The organism is Streptomyces sp. NBC_01210, from assembly GCF_036010325.1.
Lineage (GTDB): Bacteria > Actinomycetota > Actinomycetes > Streptomycetales > Streptomycetaceae > Streptomyces.
In genome coordinates this window covers 8,919,108-8,938,513 of the sequence record NZ_CP108549.1, presented here as the reverse complement: position 1 = coordinate 8,938,513, position 19,406 = coordinate 8,919,108, and the positions used below count along the sequence as shown (strand labels likewise).

Annotated in this window: 19 protein-coding genes and 2 pseudogenes; 11 read left to right on the top strand and 10 right to left on the bottom strand. The window is 67.1% G+C overall.

What is annotated here, in order from left to right:
- Nucleotides 1–57: 57 nt before the first annotated feature.
- Nucleotides 58–1,299 (bottom strand): cytochrome P450 family protein, encoded by a 1,242-nt coding sequence (locus tag OG735_RS40380; protein WP_327328629.1) that lies wholly within the window; start codon nt 1,297–1,299, stop codon nt 58–60.
- A 224-nt stretch (nt 1,300–1,523) separates the two neighbouring features.
- Here OG735_RS40380 and OG735_RS42230 point away from each other — a divergent pair.
- Nucleotides 1,524–2,009: pseudogene (locus OG735_RS42230) on the top strand (DUF6333 family protein); the annotation flags it as partial.
- Nucleotides 1,951–2,283 carry a contact-dependent growth inhibition system immunity protein gene (locus tag OG735_RS40375; protein WP_327328093.1) on the top strand — a complete coding sequence of 111 codons (333 nt, stop codon included), beginning with the start codon at nt 1,951–1,953 and terminating at the stop codon, nt 2,281–2,283. The pseudogene OG735_RS42230 and the gene OG735_RS40375, both read left to right, overlap by 59 nt.
- Nucleotides 2,284–2,682: 399 nt before the next feature.
- Here OG735_RS40375 and OG735_RS40370 read toward each other — a convergent pair whose 3' ends face one another.
- The gene (locus tag OG735_RS40370; protein WP_327328092.1) at nt 2,683–3,816 is read right to left on the bottom strand and encodes an FAD-dependent oxidoreductase; all 1,134 of its coding nucleotides are present in this window, start codon (nt 3,814–3,816) and stop codon (nt 2,683–2,685) included.
- A gap of 111 nt (nt 3,817–3,927) precedes the next feature.
- Between OG735_RS40370 and OG735_RS40365 the strand changes: the two genes are divergently transcribed.
- Entirely contained in the window at nt 3,928–4,656 is a 729-nt protein-coding gene (locus OG735_RS40365) for a TetR/AcrR family transcriptional regulator C-terminal domain-containing protein (RefSeq protein WP_327328091.1), read from the top strand.
- 437 nt (nt 4,657–5,093) lie between these two features.
- On the opposite strand, the gene OG735_RS40360 is transcribed toward OG735_RS40365, so the two are convergent.
- Genes OG735_RS40360 through OG735_RS40350 form a run of 3 tightly spaced genes read right to left on the bottom strand, consistent with a single transcriptional unit; the run spans nt 5,094 to nt 7,162 of the window.
- Nucleotides 5,094–5,675 carry a hypothetical protein gene (locus OG735_RS40360; RefSeq protein ID WP_327328090.1) on the bottom strand — a complete coding sequence of 194 codons (582 nt, stop codon included), beginning with the start codon at nt 5,673–5,675 and terminating at the stop codon, nt 5,094–5,096.
- A gap of 30 nt (nt 5,676–5,705) precedes the next feature.
- Nucleotides 5,706–6,302, bottom strand: coding sequence for an NADPH-dependent F420 reductase (locus OG735_RS40355; protein ID WP_327328089.1), 597 nt, complete (start codon nt 6,300–6,302; stop codon nt 5,706–5,708).
- Between the two features lie 41 nt (nt 6,303–6,343).
- On the bottom strand, nt 6,344–7,162 hold the full coding sequence (locus OG735_RS40350; protein WP_327328088.1) for a 3'(2'),5'-bisphosphate nucleotidase CysQ: 819 nt from the start codon (nt 7,160–7,162) through the stop codon (nt 6,344–6,346).
- Between the two features lie 137 nt (nt 7,163–7,299).
- Here OG735_RS40350 and OG735_RS40345 point away from each other — a divergent pair, with 137 nt between their 5' ends.
- On the top strand, nt 7,300–8,205 hold the full coding sequence (locus tag OG735_RS40345) for a LysR family transcriptional regulator (protein ID WP_327328087.1): 906 nt from the start codon (nt 7,300–7,302) through the stop codon (nt 8,203–8,205).
- Nucleotides 8,206–8,295: 90 nt separating this feature from the next.
- Here OG735_RS40345 and OG735_RS40340 read toward each other — a convergent pair.
- The 3 genes and pseudogenes from OG735_RS40340 to OG735_RS40330 all read right to left on the bottom strand — a co-directional run.
- Nucleotides 8,296–8,410: pseudogene (locus OG735_RS40340) on the bottom strand (DNA-binding response regulator); the annotation flags it as partial.
- 77 nt (nt 8,411–8,487) lie between these two features.
- Entirely contained in the window at nt 8,488–8,889 is a 402-nt protein-coding gene (locus tag OG735_RS40335) for a nuclear transport factor 2 family protein (protein WP_327328086.1), read from the bottom strand.
- A complete protein-coding gene (locus OG735_RS40330; protein ID WP_327328085.1) occupies nt 8,886–9,884 on the bottom strand; it encodes an NADP-dependent oxidoreductase in 999 nt (332 codons plus the stop codon). Before OG735_RS40330 ends, OG735_RS40335 begins: the two co-directional genes overlap by 4 nt.
- A gap of 122 nt (nt 9,885–10,006) precedes the next feature.
- Between OG735_RS40330 and OG735_RS40325 the strand changes: the two genes are divergently transcribed.
- Entirely contained in the window at nt 10,007–10,882 is an 876-nt protein-coding gene (locus tag OG735_RS40325) for a LysR family transcriptional regulator (RefSeq protein ID WP_327328084.1), read from the top strand.
- 339 nt (nt 10,883–11,221) lie between these two features.
- Here OG735_RS40325 and OG735_RS40320 read toward each other — a convergent pair whose 3' ends face one another.
- Nucleotides 11,222–11,554 (bottom strand): hypothetical protein, encoded by a 333-nt coding sequence (locus OG735_RS40320; protein WP_327328083.1) that lies wholly within the window; start codon nt 11,552–11,554, stop codon nt 11,222–11,224.
- Between the two features lie 41 nt (nt 11,555–11,595).
- Here OG735_RS40320 and OG735_RS40315 point away from each other — a divergent pair, with 41 nt between their 5' ends.
- Together OG735_RS40315 and OG735_RS40310 are read left to right on the top strand one after the other, a co-directional pair.
- Nucleotides 11,596–11,823: a hypothetical protein gene (locus tag OG735_RS40315; RefSeq protein WP_327328082.1), complete on the top strand. Its 228-nt coding sequence runs from the start codon at nt 11,596–11,598 to the stop codon at nt 11,821–11,823.
- 682 nt (nt 11,824–12,505) lie between these two features.
- Complete coding sequence (locus tag OG735_RS40310; RefSeq protein ID WP_327328628.1) at nt 12,506–13,030, top strand: AAA family ATPase; 525 nt, start codon at nt 12,506–12,508, stop codon at nt 13,028–13,030.
- Nucleotides 13,031–13,201: 171 nt separating this feature from the next.
- On the opposite strand, the gene OG735_RS40305 is transcribed toward OG735_RS40310, so the two are convergent.
- On the bottom strand, nt 13,202–15,748 hold the full coding sequence (locus OG735_RS40305; RefSeq protein ID WP_327328081.1) for a tetratricopeptide repeat protein: 2,547 nt from the start codon (nt 15,746–15,748) through the stop codon (nt 13,202–13,204).
- 1,057 nt (nt 15,749–16,805) lie between these two features.
- On the opposite strand from OG735_RS40305, the gene OG735_RS40300 reads away from it, so the two are divergent.
- The 4 genes from OG735_RS40300 to OG735_RS40285 all read left to right on the top strand — a co-directional run bounded on the left by OG735_RS40300 (nt 16,806) and on the right by OG735_RS40285 (nt 19,387).
- Complete coding sequence (locus tag OG735_RS40300) at nt 16,806–17,042, top strand: recombinase (protein ID WP_327328080.1); 237 nt, start codon at nt 16,806–16,808, stop codon at nt 17,040–17,042.
- 258 nt (nt 17,043–17,300) lie between these two features.
- The gene (locus tag OG735_RS40295; RefSeq protein WP_327328079.1) at nt 17,301–17,972 is read left to right on the top strand and encodes a hypothetical protein; all 672 of its coding nucleotides are present in this window, start codon (nt 17,301–17,303) and stop codon (nt 17,970–17,972) included.
- Between the two features lie 33 nt (nt 17,973–18,005).
- A complete protein-coding gene (locus OG735_RS40290; protein WP_327328078.1) occupies nt 18,006–18,599 on the top strand; it encodes a hypothetical protein in 594 nt (197 codons plus the stop codon).
- An 89-nt stretch (nt 18,600–18,688) separates the two neighbouring features.
- Nucleotides 18,689–19,387 (top strand): helix-turn-helix transcriptional regulator, encoded by a 699-nt coding sequence (locus tag OG735_RS40285; RefSeq protein WP_327328077.1) that lies wholly within the window; start codon nt 18,689–18,691, stop codon nt 19,385–19,387.
- Nucleotides 19,388–19,406 lie beyond the last annotated feature (19 nt).

The window sequence follows — 19,406 nt, the reverse complement described above, 5'->3', positions numbered from 1 at the left end:
GGTCTCGCGAAACAGGACTTCGTCGACGGCAATTGTCGACGGCTGTTGTCGTCCGGATCAAGCCGGAGCGGCTCGGAGCGGGCTGTCTGGGATGAAGGTGACGGGAAGACGCTCGGGGCCGCGCAGACCGCCAGGCCGCCAGCGCAGCTCGCCGGGTGCCACGGCCAGAGCAAGGCCAGGAAGGCGGCGCAGGGCGGTGCCGATGGCGATCTGACCCTCCAACCGGGCCAGCGGCGCCCCGAGGCAGTAGTGGATGCCGTGCCCGAATGCGAGGTGGGCCTTGTCTCGCCGGGTGATGTCCAGGCGGTCGGGGTCGGGGAACTTCGCCGGATCGCGGTCGGCGATGGCGGAGGCGATCAGCACGGTCGCGCCGCGTGGAATGGTCACGCCCGCGATGGAGACGTCCTCGCGCGCGAACCGGGCGATGCCGGGGTTGACCGGTCCGTCGTAGCGGAGGAACTCCTCGATCGCGTCCGGCAGCAGCGCCGGATCGTCCCGCAGCATCTGCAGCTGGTCGGGGTGTGCGAGCAGCGCGGCGATGCCGCCGCCGATCAGGTTGACGGTGGTGACGTATCCGGCTGCCAGCAGCAGGAAGGACATGGCGATCAGCTCGTCCTCGTCCAGCCGCTGCTCCTCGTCCCGGGCGATGATCAACGCGCTGAGCAGGTCGTCCTCTGGCCGGGCTCGTTTGGCATCGAGCAGCTTGATCAGGTACGAGCGCATGTGCTGCCACGCCGCGTCCACCACGGCCGGGTCCGGCAGCTCCGCTCGGCGCAGGATCATGTCGTCGGTCCACCGCTCGAAGTCGTGACGGTCCGTCACGGGTACTCCGAGCAGTTCGCTGATGACGGTGACCGGAAGAGGCAGCGCGAAGTCCTCGACGAGGTCGGCGCGGCCGGCCGGCACGACGGCGTCGAGCAGTCGGTCGGTGATCGCCTCGACGCGGGGCCGTAGCTCGGCGACCCTCCGCGCGGTGAACGCCTTCGAGACCAGGCGGCGCAGGCGAGTGTGGTCGGGCGGGTCGGAGCGGAGCATGTTGCACAGCAAGGACTCGCGTTCCGGCGCGGGCAGCTGCCGCATGAGCCGGGGATCGGACGCGTCGCGGATGTCGCTGCTCAGCCTCGGGTCGGACAGAGCTGCGAGGCCGTCCTCGTACCGCGTGACCAGCCAGGCTTCCAGGCCCCCGGCGATAACGGCACGCCGCACGGGGCCATCCTCGCGCAGCTGCCGGTAGAGCGGGAAGGGGTCCGCCACGAAGCCAGGGTCGGCGTAGGGCAGAAGGACCGGCTGCTGGCTCATCATGCCTCCCGTAGTACGTCTCATGCCCCGGAAGTAGGTTGCGATCATGTACGTCGGACTTGCCAAGTTTGATGCTATATATACCAGTGTGTAGATCCCGGGATTTCACCGCAGGAGAGGCGACGCGATCGTGCTGCGTGGTGGGCGGCGGCCCGCCGGTATGGCCCTCGGCCTGGCGCTGGCCCGGGCCGGCGTGACGGTGACGGCCCTCGACAAGCACGGCGACTTCCACCCGCATCCACCTGCCCTACCGCGCCCCCTACGACCAGCACACCATCCACCAGGCGCCGGCCCACGACCCGGTCCACGCCCGCGCTGTCGTCACCGAACGCTCCACCGTCGCCACCGTCGCCGAAGAACTCGAGCCCACGCTCCGTCGGGACATGGACCACCCCCGGCACATTGGTGACCCCGACTACGTCGCCGTCGGGTTCTGGGGCTGGGCCGACCGCACGGCCCCAGACGTCGGCGCTGCCGTGCGCGATCGTGGCGGTGCGACAATCACCCGGGTGAACCGACTCCTGCACCGCGACCGCACGCTCGAGGACCTTGAGGACTCCCTCTGGCCCGCCCCAGGCCCCACGACCAGTCTCGTGGAGAGGGTGCACGCTCTGCGCCGCAAGCCGATCGGCACGCTGACCATCGAAGACCTTGCGGACACTGATCGTGCAGAACGTGGGGCTGTCGTTCCTCCTGCCGCTCGCCGTTGAGGCACTGCTCGACAACCCGAAGGCGGAAGGCAAGTTCTACGAAGGCGACCTGCTGTCCGCAGTGACGACCAGGGACCCCGGCTCCTGGTCGATTTTTCCCGACCTCGCCCGCGAGCTCGGGACAGTCGTGTCCCGACTGACCGACCTGCCGGGCGAGTTGCAACGGGACGCCACGTCCTTCCTCGAGACCGTCGGGCACGCCCAGAGCTCGGGGGCGGGGCAAGGAGGCGGGCAGCGCGGAGCGAGGCAGCGGGCTCCTTCAACTCGCCGGTGAACGAGCCGAGCGCCTCCACTTACAGGGCATACGCGGTGGGTTCATTGCCCGCAGATCGCTTCAGCGCAGACCTTGTGGAAGGGGTCGCCCTGGTCGTCGAGGAGGTTCGTCGGCCTGCCGCAGTGCCTGCAGGGCTGGGGCTCGAAGGACCAGTGTGCGGAGGATCGCCAATCCAGCAGCCGTTCGGGCGTGCGCGGAGCAGACACCATTTACCCGCGGCTGCGCCGCCTTGAGGTCGTGGCTCGTCGGAGTCGATGCGCGGGACCGCGCGCACTGGCCCCGCATGCCGAGTCAGGTGCCCGAAGCCGCCGTCGTCGCCCAAAAGCTGGCGGTGGAGGGAGCTGAGTACCTTCGGCTTGTGGATGCTGACCACAGCGCTGCTCTTTCATGGCGTCTCGCTCACTCGGTCGGTTCCTGGCCGGTGAGCAGGTCGAGCAGGCCGGCGGGGGCGTTGCCGCCGAAGATGAGCTGGTGATTCTTGTCGGATTCGGCGGCGAACTGGGCACTGCGGGCGAAGAGAGCCTCCTCGTACTCTGCAAGCGCGGCTTCGATGTCGTCGGGATGTGCGGCGATGGCTTTGCCGAGTTCGGCGCCGTCGAGCATGGCGAGGTTGGCGCCCTCCCCGGCGAACGGTGACATGAGGTGGGCGGCGTCGCCCAGCAGCGTCACTCCGGGAACGCGGTCCCAGCGGTGGCCGATCGGCAGGGCGCTGATCGGGCGCGGGGCGAGGGCGGTTTCCCCGTCAGTGATGAGTGCGGTGAGTTCAGGCGCCCATCCGGTGAATTCTGCCGCGACCTGGGCCGCCGCCGTTTCGGGACTGGCGAGGATGGCGGCGATCCATTCCTGCGGTTTATTGAGCGCGACGTAAGCGTGCAGAACGGCGTCGGCCTCTCGATGGCCGAGGATCCCCTTGCCAGTCGTGACGGCGAACAGGGAACCGTCGCCGACGGCCTTGGCCGCTGCGGGGTGGCGTTGGTCGGCGTCGTACAGGTAGGTCTCGATGAACGACGTGCCGACGTACTCGGGCTTCGCGTCGGAGAGCAGCGGCCGGACCCTCGACCAGGCGCCGTCCGCGCCGACGAGGAGGCCGGTCGTCACGGTCGGCCCGTCGGCGAACGTCAGCTCGTGCCTTCCGTCTCCGAGGGGGCGGACACTGGTGATCTTGTGTCCCCACTGGATCATCTCGCCGGGCAGCGAATTGATCAGGATCCGACGCAGGTCTCCACGGAGCACCTCGGGGCGCCCGCCCGTGCCGTCGTCGGGCTGGTCAAGCAGGACCGCGCCGTGCTGGTCGAGCACGCGCACGGCCTCGCCGCCTTCGTGGATGATCGCGCGGAACTCGTCGGTGAGTCCGGCCGCTTCGAGGGCGAGCTGCCCGTTGTACTCGTGGATGTCGAGCTGACCGCCCTGCGTGCGGGCGTCCGCCGATGTCTCGGCTTCGTAGATGGTCGCGGGGATGCCGTGCAGGTGCAGGACCCGGGCGAGGGTCAGGCCGCCGAGCCCGGCGCCGATGATCGTGACGGGAGTGGTCATGGTGGTTTCCCTTTCAGCTGGACACGCTCTACTCGGGTACAGTGTTCGCAGTAATGGTGCCACGAATAGCACTACTGCGAACAGCGAGCGCAGTAGTGAGGAGGAAAACCGATGGACGACGCTCACACGGTGATCTGGAACCGGCCGCAGCGGGCCGCGAAAGGCCCCGCACCCTCACGCACCCGGGCGGAGATCACCGCCGCCGCCATCGCGATCGCCGACGCCGAGGGCATCGAGGCACTGTCCATGCGGCGCGTCGCCAAGGAACTGGGAACGGGCACAGCCTCGCTCTACCGCTACCTGGCATCCAAAGACGACCTGCTCGATCTCATGCTCGACGCCGTAGCGGCCGAAGACGGCGGCCCGCCTGCCCCCACCGGCGACTGGCGCGGCGACTTGCGGACACTGGCCTATCGCTCCCGGGCCACCATCCACCGGCATCCCTGGATGACCTCCCTCGCGGCAGGGCGCCCATCACTTGGACCGAACTCCCTCGATGCCACCGAACACGCACTCGCCGCCCTCGATCCCCTCGGCTTCGACATCGACGTCATGATCACCGTCGTCGATACGCTGCATGCCTTCGTCCGCGGCTACGCCATCGGCGAGCTCGCCCAGCAGGAAGCCGTCCGACGCTCCGGAATCGGCATCCAGGAATGGATGGACGCCCACGCGCCCTACCTCGACAAAGTCGTCAGGGCCGGGCGCCATCCACTCCTCGCCCGGGTCATTCGTGATGCCGAACTTCCCCACGCGGCCGACAGCGCCGAGCGCGGTTTCCAACTGGGACTCGAACGACTCCTCGACGGATGGGAGGCCAACCTCCCCATCCGGCCCTGACGATTCGGCAGCGCCAACTGGAGGTTCCTCGGCGAACTCCGCACTCCGACGTCGGCCTCCGCGCGCGCCGAACCCCCGACGCAGCACGATTCCCAGAAGCGCCCTCTGCCCGGGCAAGATCAAGAACGTGACGCCAGACTGGCAGGTGATGGTACGCAGGATGGTCGACTTGCCGCCGCCGGTGCCTGCGGAGATCAGGACGTGCGGGGAGTCGGCGTCCAGGTCGACGGAGACCGCCTTGCCGCCGGATCCGACGCCGATGACGGGTGCGGACTCCTTGGCCTTGGCCATCATCTCCCGGATCTTAGGGTCCTTCAGCAGGGCCTTCGCCGGGGGCTTGCGGGTCTTCTTCACCATCACGTATGTCTCGCGGCCGGCCACGTGCCAGGAGAACGTCACGCCCTCCAGTGCGAGCTTCTGCGTGATGAGGTCGGCGATCAGGTCCTTGGAGAAGTCCAGGCGCCCCGGCACGTCGACGCGTATCTCCGCGGAGTCGTCGGAGAGTTCTTCGGGATGTGGAGGTAGCGGCGCGGGTCGGTCTGCTCCGGCAGCCTGAGCGGCAGCGTGAGCGCCTCATGCAGCGGGAAGACCCACTCACTCATCAGCTCCCGGCGCTTGCGGGTCAGCAGCCCGTACGTGACACCGCCGACGGTCAACGCGGAGGCCGCACCGATGCCGCCGGTCTCCAGCGCGGCGAGGGCCCGGTCCCGGTTCTCCCACTGATCCTGGGCCATCTGCCAGCTGGTGTCCGGGTGCCTGCCGACCAGGTAGGCGCCCTCCCCCGCCGCTGCGAGCCAGGTGATCCGGAAGGCCAGGCGCTGCCATCCGGCCCGGTAGGAGGAACGCCCCACGCGGCCTTCGACCTTCGACCTTCGCCAAGACCCGGGTACCCGAGGCCAGAACGTCACGTCGGTCCGCTTCACCCCGTCCATGGGGCGCCCGGCCAGGAACCGGCCGATACCGAACGCGAGGGATTCGGCGGTCTCTTCCACCTGCTTGTCGAACTTCGTCTGCGCCATGCCGTGCCCCGGCGGTGCACTGTGTCCGGATCAGCGGGCGATCGAGATCGCGAAGGGCGCGAATCCGCTGGACCGAATCGCATGCGGTACGAACAGTATCGCGGCCTCCGTGGCGCGGGCGGTCTGGATCCCGCCGAGATCAGTGATCCACTCCTTGCGCCAGCCGAGGTTGATGAGCAGTTCACGGACGGTCTGCTTGGCCTGCGGGTCCTCGCCGGAGAGGAAGGCGTCGGGCGCCTGGGTGAGAGTGGCTGGTGCGGTCATCACCGGGAAGAGCATGGTGTTGAGTGTCTTGACGACGCGCGTTTCGGGGAGCGCTTCCTGGAGTTGTTCGGCGAGGCTTGAGCCGGGGTAGATCAGGTCGGCGGGCAGTCCGTCCGGTCCGTCGACGGTGGCGTTGGAGACGTCGACGAGGATCTTGTCGCGCAGTTCCTCGCGCAGGGCGACGAGCCGGTCCAGCGAGCCGGCGCCCGGGGTGGCGTTGATGACGATCTGGGCTGTCCGGGCAGCGTCGGCGGCGGCGCCCGGCGCGCGGTCTGCCACGGTCACCTCATGTCCTGTCCGCGTGAGGGCTGTGGCCAGGTTGCCGCCGACGCGGCCGTTTCCGAGAACTGCGATCGTGGTCATGATGATCTGGTCCTTCCGTGCGTGCAGGTTGTGGTGCGCGGTCAGCGTGAGAGCGTGGCGACGGCCTCGGCGTGGACGCCGGGCGCGGCGGCCAGGAAGCTCTCGCTCTGCGGGGTCCAGGGGCGGCCCTCGGCGTCGGAGATCTGTCCGCCGGCCTCGGTGACGAGCAGCGCCCCGGGCAGCAGGTCCGCGCGGGCGCCGGCGAACTGCCAGAAGGCGTCGATCCGGCCGGCGGCCACGTTCAGCAGGTGCAGGGTCGCGGGCACGGCGGTGCGGACGACGAGCGCGTCGAAAAGCATCGCGGTGATCGAGGAGCCGACGCGCCGCACGACCTTCTCGTCCTCGTCCGGCCGGGCCTGGCTGGTGGCCACGATGCTCAGGCCGAGGTCCGCGGTCTGGGAGACGCGCAGCGGCCGGCCGTCGAGGTGGGCGCCCGCGCCGGTGAGCGCGGTGTAGGTCTCGCCGGTCAACGGCAGGTGGACCGCGGTGAGCACCGGCTGGTTCTCACGCACGAGGGTGGCGGTCACCGCCCAATCCGGCAGGGCGTGCAGGTGGTTGACGTTGCCTTCGGCCGGATCCACGACCCACCATTCGCCGGGCGGCAGCGCCCCGCCGTCCAGTTCGTCCTCCACCCAGCCGGCGTCCGGGCGCAGGCGCGTGAGGCGGGGGCGCAGGATGTCGAGGGCCGTGTCGTCGTTGGCGGCGAGCGCGCGCATCAGCTCTTCGCGGGTCTGGTAGCGGACCACCTCGCCGAAGCGCTCGCGCAGCGCCGAACCGGCCGCGCGCACGGCGATCGCGGTCTGGCCGAGCAGGTCGGCGTCGGAGGCGGCGACGTCAGTGGTCTGAGGCGTTTCGGACATGGTGGTACTCCCGTGTGAGGAGGGGTGATGAGGCCGGTCGGGCCAAGCTGTGCGTTCCGTCTTGCGCCCTCGTCTCGAAGGTATACAGCCCTTTAATTAACATCAAATGCATGTCAAGCACGGCTAGGATTACTCACATGCAATTGGATTTGAACCTGCTCACCGCGCTCGACGCGCTGCTGGAGGAGGGAAGTGTGGCCGGGGCTGCCGCGCGCCTGCGCGTCACCGCCCCCGCGATGAGCCGGAGTCTGGGCCGAATCCGGCGCACGACCGGGGATCAGATCCTGGTGCGCACCGGCCGCACGATGACCCCGACGCCGTATGCGATCGCCGTCCGGGAACAGGTGCACGAGCTGCTGCACCAGGTCCAGGGGGTGCTGGCACCGAGCCGTGAACTCGATCTGGCAACGTTGGAGCGCACTTTCACACTCCGCTGGCACGATTCCCTGGTCGCCTTGAGCGGCCCCGCACTGCTCGCGGCCGTGCGCGGACAGGCGCCGGGCGTGCGATTGCGCTTCGTCCCGGAATCGAGCAGCGACACCCCCGAGTTGCGGCGCGGCGAAGTCGACCTGGAGGCGAACGCCAACCGCCCGAGCGCACCGGACACCCGTGCCGAGAACGTAGGCGAGACCCGCCTCGTCATCGTCGTGAGGCAGGGGCACCCCCTCACCCGCGTCAGGACCGTCACCGCAAAGCGGTACGCCGCCGCTGAGCACGTGACCGTCTCGCGACGTGGAAACCTCAGCAATGCCCTCGACGACGCCCTCGCGCGGCTCGGCCTCACCCGCCGCGTGGTGGCGACCGCGCCCACGGAAGCGGCCGCGCTGGAGTTCGCGCGCGGCTCCGATCTCCTGATCAGCGTCCCCGAAGCCACCACGCGGTCAGCGGTCGCCGACCTCGGCCTGGTCGTACTCCCCCTCCCGCTCGAACTGCCGTCGGCACCGATATACCTGTCGTGGCATCAGCGCTACGACACCGACCACGCCCACGCCTGGCTGCGCGGGCTGGCGCGAACCGCGCTGGCCATGTGCCGAGCGTCGTAGTCGGCGCCGTCCGGCCGCTTCACCCATACGTCCACGCGACCACCTTGATGCCGCACGGCCGGCCGCTGTGCGGACCCGCATTGACCCGCATCAGATCACCAGACCCCGGCGGTAGGCATACACGACCAACCTGAACGCGGTCGCGAATCCCGAGTTTGCCGAGAATGCAGGACACGAACGTCTTGACGGTCTCCTGGCTGCTGACGTTGAAGCAGATCGCCGCCGCGTTCGGCGACGTGCCGAGCGACCGCGCCGCTGCAGGTCAATACACCTAGCCGCGCCCTAAAAGGCGTTGTCCAGCGTCAGGGTGAGCTCGGCGATCCGCCACCCACCGTCGGACCGGCACAGGCCGAACGTGTAGACCCAGGTCGAGATCATCTGGATGCTCTCGCCGGTGTTCCTCGTCTGCACCAGATAGGCCCGCACCTCAGCGGTGGCGGCGTCCGTCGTCGTGACCACGACATTGCCCAGGTGGTGCCGCACCCTTCCGGTCTGGGCCGTGTACCCGTCACGGATAGAGTCGAGAACCGCCGCGCGTCCGGCGACCGGGCCGAGCACTCCCTGTCCGGGCATCGTGAAGGTCCAGGTGGTGTCTTCGGTCAGGACCGCTTCCAGCTCGGGCACATTCAGCTCGTCCAGGGCGTGGGCGTAGTTCGCCACCGCCTGCTGGAGTTCGGCGATCACGAGACCACCGTCAGCACGATCTTGCCTTGGAGGTGGCCCTGCGCGGCTCGCGTGTGTGCGCTGCCCGCCTCGGGCAGCGGGTAGGTGCTGTCCACCCCGACCTGGAGCTTGCCCTCGTCGAGCAGGCGCCCGATCTCGGCGAGCTGGGGGCCGTTGGAACGCACCTGAATGTTCGAGACTGTGATGCCCAGACTCGCCGTCTCTTCCGGGTCGTACTGGGCGAAGAACACCGGAAGCATGGTGCCGCCGCGCTTGAGCACGGTCAGGAAGCGTGAGCTGTCCGGGCCACCGACGGTGTCGATCACCAGGTCGACACCGCTGACCACGTCCGCGGCCTGCGTCCTGGTGTAGTCGATGAACTCATCGGCGCCGAGCTTGCGCAGGAACTGCTCGTGCCGGCCCGAGGCCACCGCGATTACGTGTGCCCCCTTCCATTTCGCCAGCTGCACCGCGAAGTGGCCCACTCCACCGGCGGCCCCGTTGACCAGCACGGTCATCCCTGGCGTGATCGGCACCGGCTGGTGCACCTGGCCGGTGAAAGGAGACGGCACGTCGTGGCCGAGATCAACCAGGTACTGCCAGGCCGTAAGCACGGCCATCGGCGCCCCAGCCGCCTGCACGTGGTCGATACCGGCCGGCTTGTGAGCCAGGTCCGAAGCCGGCGCGGCCACGTACTCGGCGTATGTCCGGCCGTCGAATCCGGGGAACCGCAGCATGCCGAAGACCTCGTCACCGACGGCGAACCCCAGCACGTCCGGAGCGACCGCCTGGACCACGCCCGACATGTCCGTTCCGGGGATCAGGGGGAACTCCAGCGCCGGCCTCACCTCGGCCGGCATGACCTTCATCCCCTCACGCAGGTACCAGTCCGGCGGATTGATGCCCGCCGCGTGCACCCGGACGAGCACCTCGCCCGGGCCGATCTCGGGAACCGGCACCTCGTCGTACTGCAAAACTTCCGGCCCGCCGGCTTCGTGGAACTGGATCGCCTTCATCGCGCCTGTCGCTTTCTTGGGGAAACGTTGCTCCTTCAGTCAAGGCCCAGGACGGCATGGCCGTCCAAGACCGGTTCGGCAACCTAATCATTCCGAAACGGCATGACGCCTACGCTGGAAGGGTGAACGATCTCGGACAGGACCTGGAACTGCGGCTGGTGCGCTACTTCACCGTGGTGGCGGCGCACCAGCACTTCGGCCGGGCCGCCGCCGACTTGCACGTGGCCCAGCCGGCGCTGAGCCGCCAGATCCAACGGCTCGAGAAGTATCTCGGCGCACGACTGCTGGACCGCGTACCCCAGGGCACCCGGCTCACTCCGGCCGGCCAGAGGTTCCTCCCCCGTGCCCAAGCCCTGCTGCAGGCCGCCCGCCAGGCCGAGCTGGCCGTGCGTGAACAAGCCGAGACCGAACGAATCGCCATCGGCTACGTTGAAGACCTGGTGATCACTGCCGCCGTACGGGAACTGCGCCGCCGTTACCCGGACGCCGAGATCGCCACCCGGTACCTGAGCTGCCGCGACGTCGGGGCGTTGTCCGACAAGCGCGTCGACGCCCTGATCGCGCCGGCCCCGCTGCCGCTCGCCGCCGACGACGTGTTCACCACGCCGCTGTACGAGGAGCCCCGGATGCTCGTGGTCCCGCGCGGCCATCCCTTGGCCGACCGCGCGTCGGTGACCGCGGAAGAACTGGCCGGCGAGGAGGCGGCGCCGTGCGCGTTCGAGACCGCGGACTGGACTTCCTACCGGATCCTCGGGGCCAGCGTGCCGCCGATCGAGAGCTACGAGGACAAGCTCGAACTCGTCGCGAGCGGCAGGGCGATCGCCGTGCTACCGGTCGGCGATCGGCGTAGCTCACTGCGTCCCAACCTCGTCACCGTCCCGGTCGAGGGCGCTCCCCCGAGCCAGGTCGTCCTGGTCAGCCGCAAGGGCGACCCGAATCCGATGATCAGGAATCTCCGGCTGGCGGCCAAGGCCGTCCTGACCGCCCCGGCAGCCTGACCGGGACCTGCTTGGCACTGAACTGCCCCAAGCGGTGCTCACGCGCGCTGTGTTCGTCGCGCATCTGCCGGTATCGCTCGGGGTTAGGTTGTGCTGACTCAGCGTCCGACCCTATGGAACGGCGATCAAGCACGCCGTCTCGACCAGGAACCGTTGCCGAATCGCGTGAGGGTGCAGGGAAGCTTCAGATCCGACCAGGTCAACACACACGTATTGTTCGGGGTCGTCGTTGAGATGCGCTCCGGAGCGCTGCCTGTCGCGAGCGGCAGCCCGCCAACACCTAGATCAACTTCCTAGCGTTGTTTTTTCGCTGGAAGCTCCCAGGTTCCCTAGGGCTGCCTAGCCCTGCGGTGCGGCCCGTCGCACTGCCAAGTATTCGGACCAGTTCCCGCTAGCGAGGGTGGCCCAGCGTTCGGCTGGCTTGGGATGGATGCCGAGCAGGTCGGCGATGACCATGGGCGGCAGGTCTACCAGGGCGTCCATCATGGCGGTGTTCCGTGCTGCGCGGGCGGGCAGACCGTGGTGTCTCAGGGTGTCGGCGAGGCCGAGGGGGTTGCGCGGGCGTCCAGGGCTGTGACCGGGCAAGAGGTATCTGCGCCCGGCCGTGTTGCTGTGCCGGGGGCCGTGCTGGAGCTGATCGTCGATGAGGCGGGCGAGCTTCGGCGGGAGCACGAAGGGGTGGTGGTTGACCGTCAGGTAGGTATGCCCTGGTCGTGGCGAATGTGGTGGTCGGTGAGTTCGACGATGCGGGTCAGGGGGAGGGCGTAGAGGCGGACGAGAGCAGCCGCGACACGGACCTCCAGAGGCAACGCCGTGTCGTTGAAGCAGCGCAGCAGCTCTTTTCGGTGCTTGTCCTCGACCTGGAAGTGGCCTGGGAGTTGGGCGGCTGGGTGCTCGATGACCAGATCGGGCGGGTGTCAAACCGCCGGCCGGAGGCATGAGCAAACTGGTTACAGGCCTTCGAAACAGCACCCTCACTCTGCGCGAGGTAGCCGCCCAGCTGCGCGCCTGGGCCAGCTGACCCGCCCCACGGCACTGGAGAACGCAGCCCGGGCCGCGGCCAGACCCCGGCGAGCGAGAGAACGGCCGGGTGCCGCAACCTCGCCGGCGGCCAATGGCTCCCCTGACTCCCCCGGCAGATTCAGCCTGAGCAGACAGCTGGTGCTGCCCGGCGGGCCGGCTTCGAGGTCGGACACGCTCCGGGCAGCACCGTCCAGGATCGCATTGGTCACCAGGCTGGAGCCGGGATGCCGTGGAGCGAATTGCAGAGCTGGGCGGTCCGGGTGGCTCAGGTGGCGACGGCTTGTCGGCCCGCGGTGGTGATCGGAAGAGGCGTAGGTAGGAACAGTGTTCGCCGTCGAGGTCGGCGCTGCCCTGGACGTGGCCGCAGTCGTCGATCGAGGCACCGAGGCCGAACTCTTCCAGAGCGATCTCGTCCGCGGCCGTCAGCCCGGCAGTCTTCCCCGGGCACATTTCAATGCGGAGATCGCGCCAGGAGAACCGGCCGGGCCGGAGAGCGGGAATGCCGCACCGTCACCCGCTGCCGGGCGCCACGGGTCGGTCCCGGCGATCTTGGCCAGGAAAGCAGTTGTCCTCCACGTGGTTTCCATGAACGATTCGGGTGTGACCACGTTGTTTCTGACAGTCGGCCTGCCGGGGGCCGGGAAGACCACAAGGGCTCGTCAGCTGGCCAAGGAGCACAACGCGCTGCGGCTGACGCCTGATGAGTGGATGATTCCGCTGTTCGGTGAGCCGGAGGCGGACGGGAAGCGCGATGTCCTGGAAGGACGGCTGCTCTCGCTTGCTCTGGAGGCATTGAGGCTTGGAACGAACGTGGTCCTGGATTTCGGATGCTGGTCTCGTGACGAGAGGTCAGCGATCCGCTGGTTGGCGGAGTCGGTGGGGGCGTCCTGCCGCCTTGCGTATGTGCCGGTGGACCTTGAGACCCAGCGCGCCAGGATCGCCCGTCGTCAGTCGATCACTCCGGATCAGACCTTCCCGATGAGTGAGGCGGACCTCTTGCGCTGGAGGACGCTGTTCGAGGAGCCGGACGCCGCGGAACTCGATGGGGATGAGATTGGCAGTCCTCCTCATGATTGGCCGGGTTGGCCCGAGTGGGCCGCCGATCGATGGCCATCTCCTATGTGACTGTGTGGTCCCCGTCCGGGAGTACGCGTGTGCGGCACTTCGCCATCGGCACCGGCGAACACCAGCAGCCTGAACCCGTCGTACTTCGATTATGTACTGCTGAGCTATCCGAGAAATGGTTCAGCGCCATGCGTCGGCATGCACGATTCAAAAGCTTGTGTTGTGAGTCCTTTACGGAGTGGTTCGCGGCTTTGGCCACTGCCAAGGCATGGCCATCGTTCCGTCATCTTCAACTCCGTGGCGGCGATAACTCAGCCCATCCTCCCCGTGTACCCGTGCCAGCAGAGCAAGTTCTGGTATGGGATCGTGGAAGGGGTTCCCACCGTCAAGGGCCTGACACGCGAACCTTTCGGCCCTTTTCCGATCACCCGCGCCTAGGCACTGCTCAGCCAGCAACCTCAGAGGTTTGCTGTCACCAGATGCAACGGCAATGCGAAGTAGCTCCTCAGCTTTCTCACTGTCGCCAGACTTCCTTCGCTTCAGCATCAAACTCCACAGCACGTCGGCAGAGCCGCTTACCTCGGCCGCCTGGCAAGCGAGTTGTTCTGCTACCCGAGAATCCCCAGCCTGTTCTCGAATGCGCGCCAAATTTGCCAGGGCGAAACCGTAACCCGTAGCGGCTGCGGTGCGGTACAGCCGCTCGGCTTCATCAAATTCCCCCTGCCGCTCTTTCAGTTGCGCCAGTTGAGACAAAGAAAGGCTGTCGCCTGCGGCGGCTGCTTCCTGCCACAAAGGCTCCAGTTGGTTCCAGCTGCCGCGCAGGCTCGCCAATTCCGGTACAGCATAGCCAGCCCCGGACTTGATGGCTGCGAGGTATAGTCGTCCGCTTTCCTCTTGATCTCCAGCATCTTTGCGTGCCTTCGCAAGACTTACCAAGGCATGCACTTCACCAGCTGCTGCAGCCTGGCGGGCAAGACGTTCAGCCGTCTCCCAGTCCCCGGCATTCCCTCGTATCCGAGCGAGTGCTTCCAGGGCCTTGCCGTGGCCAGCAACAGCAGCCTCCTGATACAGTCGTTCCGCTTCCGTCGAATTCTCAGCGCCTTCTTGCATGGTCGCGAGCCTCACCAATGCCTCGGCGCTGCCTGCCTCTGCTGCCGCTTGACACAGCACTTGAACTTCTTCGTCTCTCCCGAAACTGATGTCCCGGCGCAATTCCGCCAGGCTTAGGAGGCCCTCAGTGTGTCCAGCGTCGGCGGCGGCGCAGAACAGTTGAGCGGCACGTCGTAACCGCCCGCGGCAGTATGCGGATTCACCAAGGGCATGCAGATCGGCTGGAGTGGTGAGGTGTTCGGTGGCATCCCAGAATGGTGCGGCAGGAAAGAAGGTGCGGCGGACCCTTCGTCCGTGCTGTCGGAGGTAATCATTAACCAAAACCATCCCTGGTAAGGGCCCCATACCCGTGGGAGATGGCGCGTACTGCAGGCATTCAATTGTTTGCTTGATTCGGATTCGAGCGTAAACGAGGGCGGCGGCGAACCAATCTGGACCGGCGGCAGCGCGTTCAGCATCGGTGAGATACCCAGAGGCGGCGGCTTCGAGGAAACCGAGGGGTAGCGGTTGAGTAACATTCAGGCGATCGGCGTCCAAGGCCGCGCTGATTACCGCTTTTCCATAGGGGCCGTGCTCGCCGACTGCGTGTTCGTAGTGTTTGACGAGCTCAGGTCCTGCGGCCAGGACTTGGGTCAGTTCGCAAGTGCCTGTATCTAGTGCGGCAGTCAGAGCCTGGTCCTGTGCGGCCGCATCACAAGCATCCTCGAGTCCGTCAGTAAATGAGCGGGGAACATAGACGTGGTGTGCTTGGCTCAGCAACTTTCGAGCTAGCCGGTGGGTATCCCTTCCTTGCTGGCGGGCCGATGCGGTGAGCTCCTCCTCCTGTTCAGGCCACAAGGTGGCGATTACAACGAGAGGACCATCGCCATCGAGACGGCGCAGCAGGGCAGCTGCTGCCGTTTCACCGACGTCGCCAGCCAAGTAGTCCCACGCCTCGTCAAGCCACAGCACCGTGCGCGAGGAAACGAGGCCAGCAGAGAGCGCCGAGAGCAGACTGTGAGCGTCCACTGGGCATAACAGGTCGAATTCGCGAGGGATCGTTGCGTGGATGGCCTCGTAAGCTGTCCGGGTTTTGCCGGTGCACGACTCACCCGTTATCAAGATCAGAAGTGGCCTCGCCGAGTCCACCGCCGTGGCTAGCAGCCTGTGCAATCGACTGTCATGCGTGCGATGAACATACGTCGGCAAGACGAAAACGGAGCCTTCGTCACTGGGATGGCCAGAAAAAGCCGGGTGAACACCAAGCCTCTGTGCTGTCCATGCATGAAGAGGACTTGGCAGGTCGCGCAGCGCTGACGGCTCGGCATGGCGTTCGGCCTGTTCGGCACCCTCCGACAAATGCTCTCGCCCAACGTTCTGTCGGGAGAGGGCGATCGAAGGAGCCTCTGCGCTCTCCTCGGCGGCAGTAGATTTTCCCCGGTCCGCTGCGTTTCGCAGCTCCCGCCACCAATGAATGCCACGTGATTGCTCGCCTGACTTGCGCTGCGCTCTTGCCTCAAGCAGTTCGATGAGCATCGTGAACGGGCGACCCTCGTCAGGCACAGAGACACCGTTGAACCACGAGCTGAGCTTACTTTTGCCCATTTTGACGGCTGGGTCCTGGTGTGTGCCCCAGGTCTCCATCTCTCCGAGCGACGGGTTGCCGGCCTGCTGTCTGAGGTTTGTCATCGCCCAGACGAGGCGCTCGGCTGCGGATCTACCCTCCATGGCCCCCCGTTCAGTCTGAACCTTCGCTGAACACTAATGGTCTGTTCGCTGACCTGCACAGACGTCGGACCAGGTAAGTACGACAGTCGCTGAACCCTCCGCTGAACCGATGCCCTGGCTTCGAGGCCAACAGGTGCCGCTACTCGAACTATTGGAGAGTGCGATGAGGAAGGACGCGACCGAACGGGACCACCAGGTGGCTCAGTGCCGATGCAGGACCGCCGTGAGTGGCTGGGTGGTGTCTGGGGTGGTGAGGGAGCTTCTGCACTACATCCTGACGTTGCTGCAGTCGTAGTGAGCCCTTGAGGGCTAGGTGCTAGAGCGGGCCGCCGACATCGGCGGCCCGCTCTAGCACTTTGCAGCGCCTGGTCGAGCCACGCGCATGCTGCGGAACAAACTCTGCGTGGCCAACAGCCAGTGTCTGTCGGCTCACTGCCTCGCTGTCTTCCTGGGTCCGTCAGCTCGCTGAGCATGCGCGGACGACGATCCCGGGGAGGTATCACCAACGCGCGCACAGCGGTGGAAACCGGACAGACCTAAACCCTGGCCATATCGTCGGCTCCAGCACCGTGCCGCCCGGCAGGGCGGCGGGCCCCGGCAGACGCGGCACCGCTCGGGCCAGCATCGGCTCCACCGGAGGAGCAAGTCTCATGTAAGGCAATTACCCGGGCAAAGAATGCAAACTCGTCTCTATCCGAGTGAGGGGCGCTGGGTGAGCTGTGGATCTGGAGAGCATCGCCGGCGAGCTGTACGGGCTGCACCCGGCCGACTTCACCGCAGCCAGAAACGACCACGCGGCCGCGGCCAGAAAGGCAGGCAACCGCACGCTGGCAGGACAGATCCAGGCCCTGCGGCGCCCGACCCACTCGGCCTGGGCCAGCAACCAACTCGTCCGCCGGCAGCCGGACCAGGTCCCGCCGCTGATCAGCCTCGGCGAAAGCCTGCGCCAAGCGCTCCGGGATGCGGACGTCCTTACGGGACCCCCTGCCAGCACGAACACGCCTGCATCCGTTGCCCAATGCTCAGCGTCAACCCGAAGATGCTGCCCCGCCTTGACGAGCTGGAGGAGGACCTCCTCGCCCGCCGTGAACGCGCCGTCGCAGAGGACTGGGGAGGCGAGATCGACGGCCTCGACCTCACCCTCACCTTCCTGTGCAGCAAGCGAGACCAAGCCCGACGCTTCGAGCGAAGCGGTCCGGTCCCGCTCGGGCTGCCCACGATCCCTCATCAGGTCTCCCAGCTCACAGAAGGGTGATCAGGAGGACGGAGACAAGGAGCACTGTCTATGCAGGGCCTGATCGGTCAAGTACATGCCGTTCATCCCCGCCGCCTTCAGCTCCGCGAAGCCCTTGGAGCCGATGCGCTCCAGGAGTGTCGGTGGGTTCGGATATTTAGACGTGCGGAATAGGGCAGGCGGGCCAGCCGAGATTCAGCTCGGCTGGATCGCGTGCCGCAGGGGGCGCAGAGCGGCCCGCGGTCGGCGATCCCTCGGGTACTGGGTAGCGTCAGCCTGGTGAATCTCAACCTCTTCAACGATGTGCCTGATGGCCTGACTCAACGAGCCCGGTCGTTCGTCCGCGCGCACGGCGTCAAGGTCGACATCCGGCCCATCGAGGAGCACAGGCAGTGGTGGCTTGAGCGAGACATCCCGGCGGCGGTCATCGACCGGATGGCGGCCTATGAAGAGCAGTGGGGTGGCCTGGTACTGCCACCCTCGCCGCAGTATGACGGCGGACCCAGGTACCTCGAAGCGGACTCGCCCGAGGGCTCAATCTCCGATGGCTGGTGGTTCGAAGCCGGGATGCAGCGGACCGCCGTCCCGTACTCGTTCATGATCGGGCCGTCCGGTGAGTTCGGCATTCACGCAGGTCGGTGGGTGCCCCTCCACGCCACCGTCGCAGGCTGGGTGGAGTCGCTCGCACTGACCCACCACGTGTCCGTGTGCGCAAAGCAGATCCTCAAGGTCACCGGCGACGATGTCGATGGCATCGTGCTGGACGGGTACGAGCCAGTGCGCGAAGTGAAGGGCCTGGCCGACACCTGGTGGCGAGGAGCCGACTCGCTTGTGACGATCTATTCAGGGGAGGCCGAGGCTCTCTCCTTTCCGCGGGGCCGCACTGCGTTGATCTACTCCGGCTTGGATGAGTGGGGCCTGCGAGGAGGCGTCAAGGACAGCGAAAGCTGAGGATGTCAGGAGCCCTTGGTCCAGAATCAGGGCATGGACGTCCCCAAGCTGCTCGAAGCCGCGACCCTGCTTGTCCCCGAGGAGATCGCCACAGAGAACGACATCACGGTGCGGGACGTCTGGGAGTACCTCCGGGAAGACGAGTGGGAGGTGGCCCTCGGGCTGCTGGAGGAACTCGGCGACGTCCATTCGCTCCCAGTCAGCTTCTGGGAGACCCTGGCCACCGCAGCCGAGCAGATGCGACTGGAGAGGAGCGCGGCCTGGTGCCACTGGCGCTGCTACGAGACCCGCGACGGCATCATCCGAGCCGACCTCACCCTGCGGCCAGCCTCCGAAGCTCGACGGCGAGCCCCCTTCGACGGTACCGGCGTTCTGCGACCGATGTGGAACATCGGAAATCGCACCTCGACCGGCGAACCCGCCCTCAACATCGCCCGACTCTGGGTGGAGTTCATGCCCTTCCTGGAGCCCGGTGGGCAATCCTCGGTGCGGCTCGCTCCTCTCGACCCCTCCCAGTGGCAGCACCTTGAGCCCGGACAAGTGATCACGATGCACGAGGACCGATCCGTCGCCGGAACGGCCGTCGTCTTGGAGGTTCAACCCTCTGCGACGGCGGCCACCGAGTAGAGCAAGGCGGCCGCTGGTGCAGAGAAGGTCAGTTGACTGCACTGACTCGGGGATCGGCTCGACTCGATGGCGGCGGTTAGGCTGGGGCAGTGAACCGCACCGATCGCCTGTATGCGCTGGTCGAGGAGCTTCGAGCGGTAGCGCCCCGGCCGCGCAGTGCTCCGTGGCTGGCACGGCGGTTCGAGGTCAGCGTGCGCACCGTAGAGCGGGATCTCGAAGCGTTGAGGCAGTCGGGCCTGCCGATCCGCAGTGACTCCGGTCGGGCTGGTGGATACAGCCTGGACCGGGACCGTACGCTGCCGCCCGTGACACTCAGCGCCACTGAGGCCCTCGCCGTCAGCGTCGCGCTTCGCACAGCGGCGTCCACGCCGTTCGCGGCAGCCGCACACCGCGCCGGTCAGAAGGTGCTGGCAGTGCTGCCCGCCGACGTGCGACAGCGGGAGGAAGCGCTCGCGCGGCTGGTGTACCGGGTCGGGGACCACGCGCCCGGCCAGAGCGGCAAGTTGAGCGAGATCATCGTCGAGGCAGTGGTCTCCGGACATGTCCTGCACCTCACCTATACCGACCGGGCTGGCGCGGCAACAACGCGCGACGTCGAGCCGTTGGGCCTCCTGTGGGGACCCAGTGGCTGGTATCTGGCGGCGTGGTGCCGGCTGCGGTCAGCGGTCCGAGGCTTCCAGCTCGACCGGATCACCTCGTTGGAACTGTCGGACGAACGAGTGGCGTCCCGGGAACCGCAGTGGAGGGCCGAGTTGAAGCGCTTGGATGCCGAACCTTTCGCTCTGTGATCTGAAACACCGACAGGAC

Bases quoted from the DNA above. Each gene is read 5' to 3' on its own strand.
- OG735_RS40380 (WP_327328629.1), bottom strand. From the start codon at position 1,299: ATGAGCCAGCAGCCGGTCCTTCTGCCCTACGCCGACCCTGGCTTCGTG.
- OG735_RS40370 (WP_327328092.1), bottom strand. From the start codon at position 3,816: ATGACCACTCCCGTCACGATCATCGGCGCCGGGCTCGGCGGCCTGACC.
- OG735_RS40365 (WP_327328091.1), top strand. From the start codon at position 3,928: ATGGACGACGCTCACACGGTGATCTGGAACCGGCCGCAGCGGGCCGCG.
- OG735_RS40360 (WP_327328090.1), bottom strand. From the start codon at position 5,675: ATGGCGCAGACGAAGTTCGACAAGCAGGTGGAAGAGACCGCCGAATCC.
- OG735_RS40355 (WP_327328089.1), bottom strand. From the start codon at position 6,302: ATGACCACGATCGCAGTTCTCGGAAACGGCCGCGTCGGCGGCAACCTG.
- OG735_RS40350 (WP_327328088.1), bottom strand. From the start codon at position 7,162: ATGTCCGAAACGCCTCAGACCACTGACGTCGCCGCCTCCGACGCCGAC.
- OG735_RS40345 (WP_327328087.1), top strand. From the start codon at position 7,300: ATGCAATTGGATTTGAACCTGCTCACCGCGCTCGACGCGCTGCTGGAG.
- OG735_RS40330 (WP_327328085.1), bottom strand. From the start codon at position 9,884: ATGAAGGCGATCCAGTTCCACGAAGCCGGCGGGCCGGAAGTTTTGCAG.
- OG735_RS40305 (WP_327328081.1), bottom strand. From the start codon at position 15,748: ATGACAAACCTCAGACAGCAGGCCGGCAACCCGTCGCTCGGAGAGATG.
- OG735_RS40300 (WP_327328080.1), top strand. From the start codon at position 16,806: ATGCTCAGCGTCAACCCGAAGATGCTGCCCCGCCTTGACGAGCTGGAG.
- OG735_RS40290 (WP_327328078.1), top strand. From the start codon at position 18,006: ATGGACGTCCCCAAGCTGCTCGAAGCCGCGACCCTGCTTGTCCCCGAG.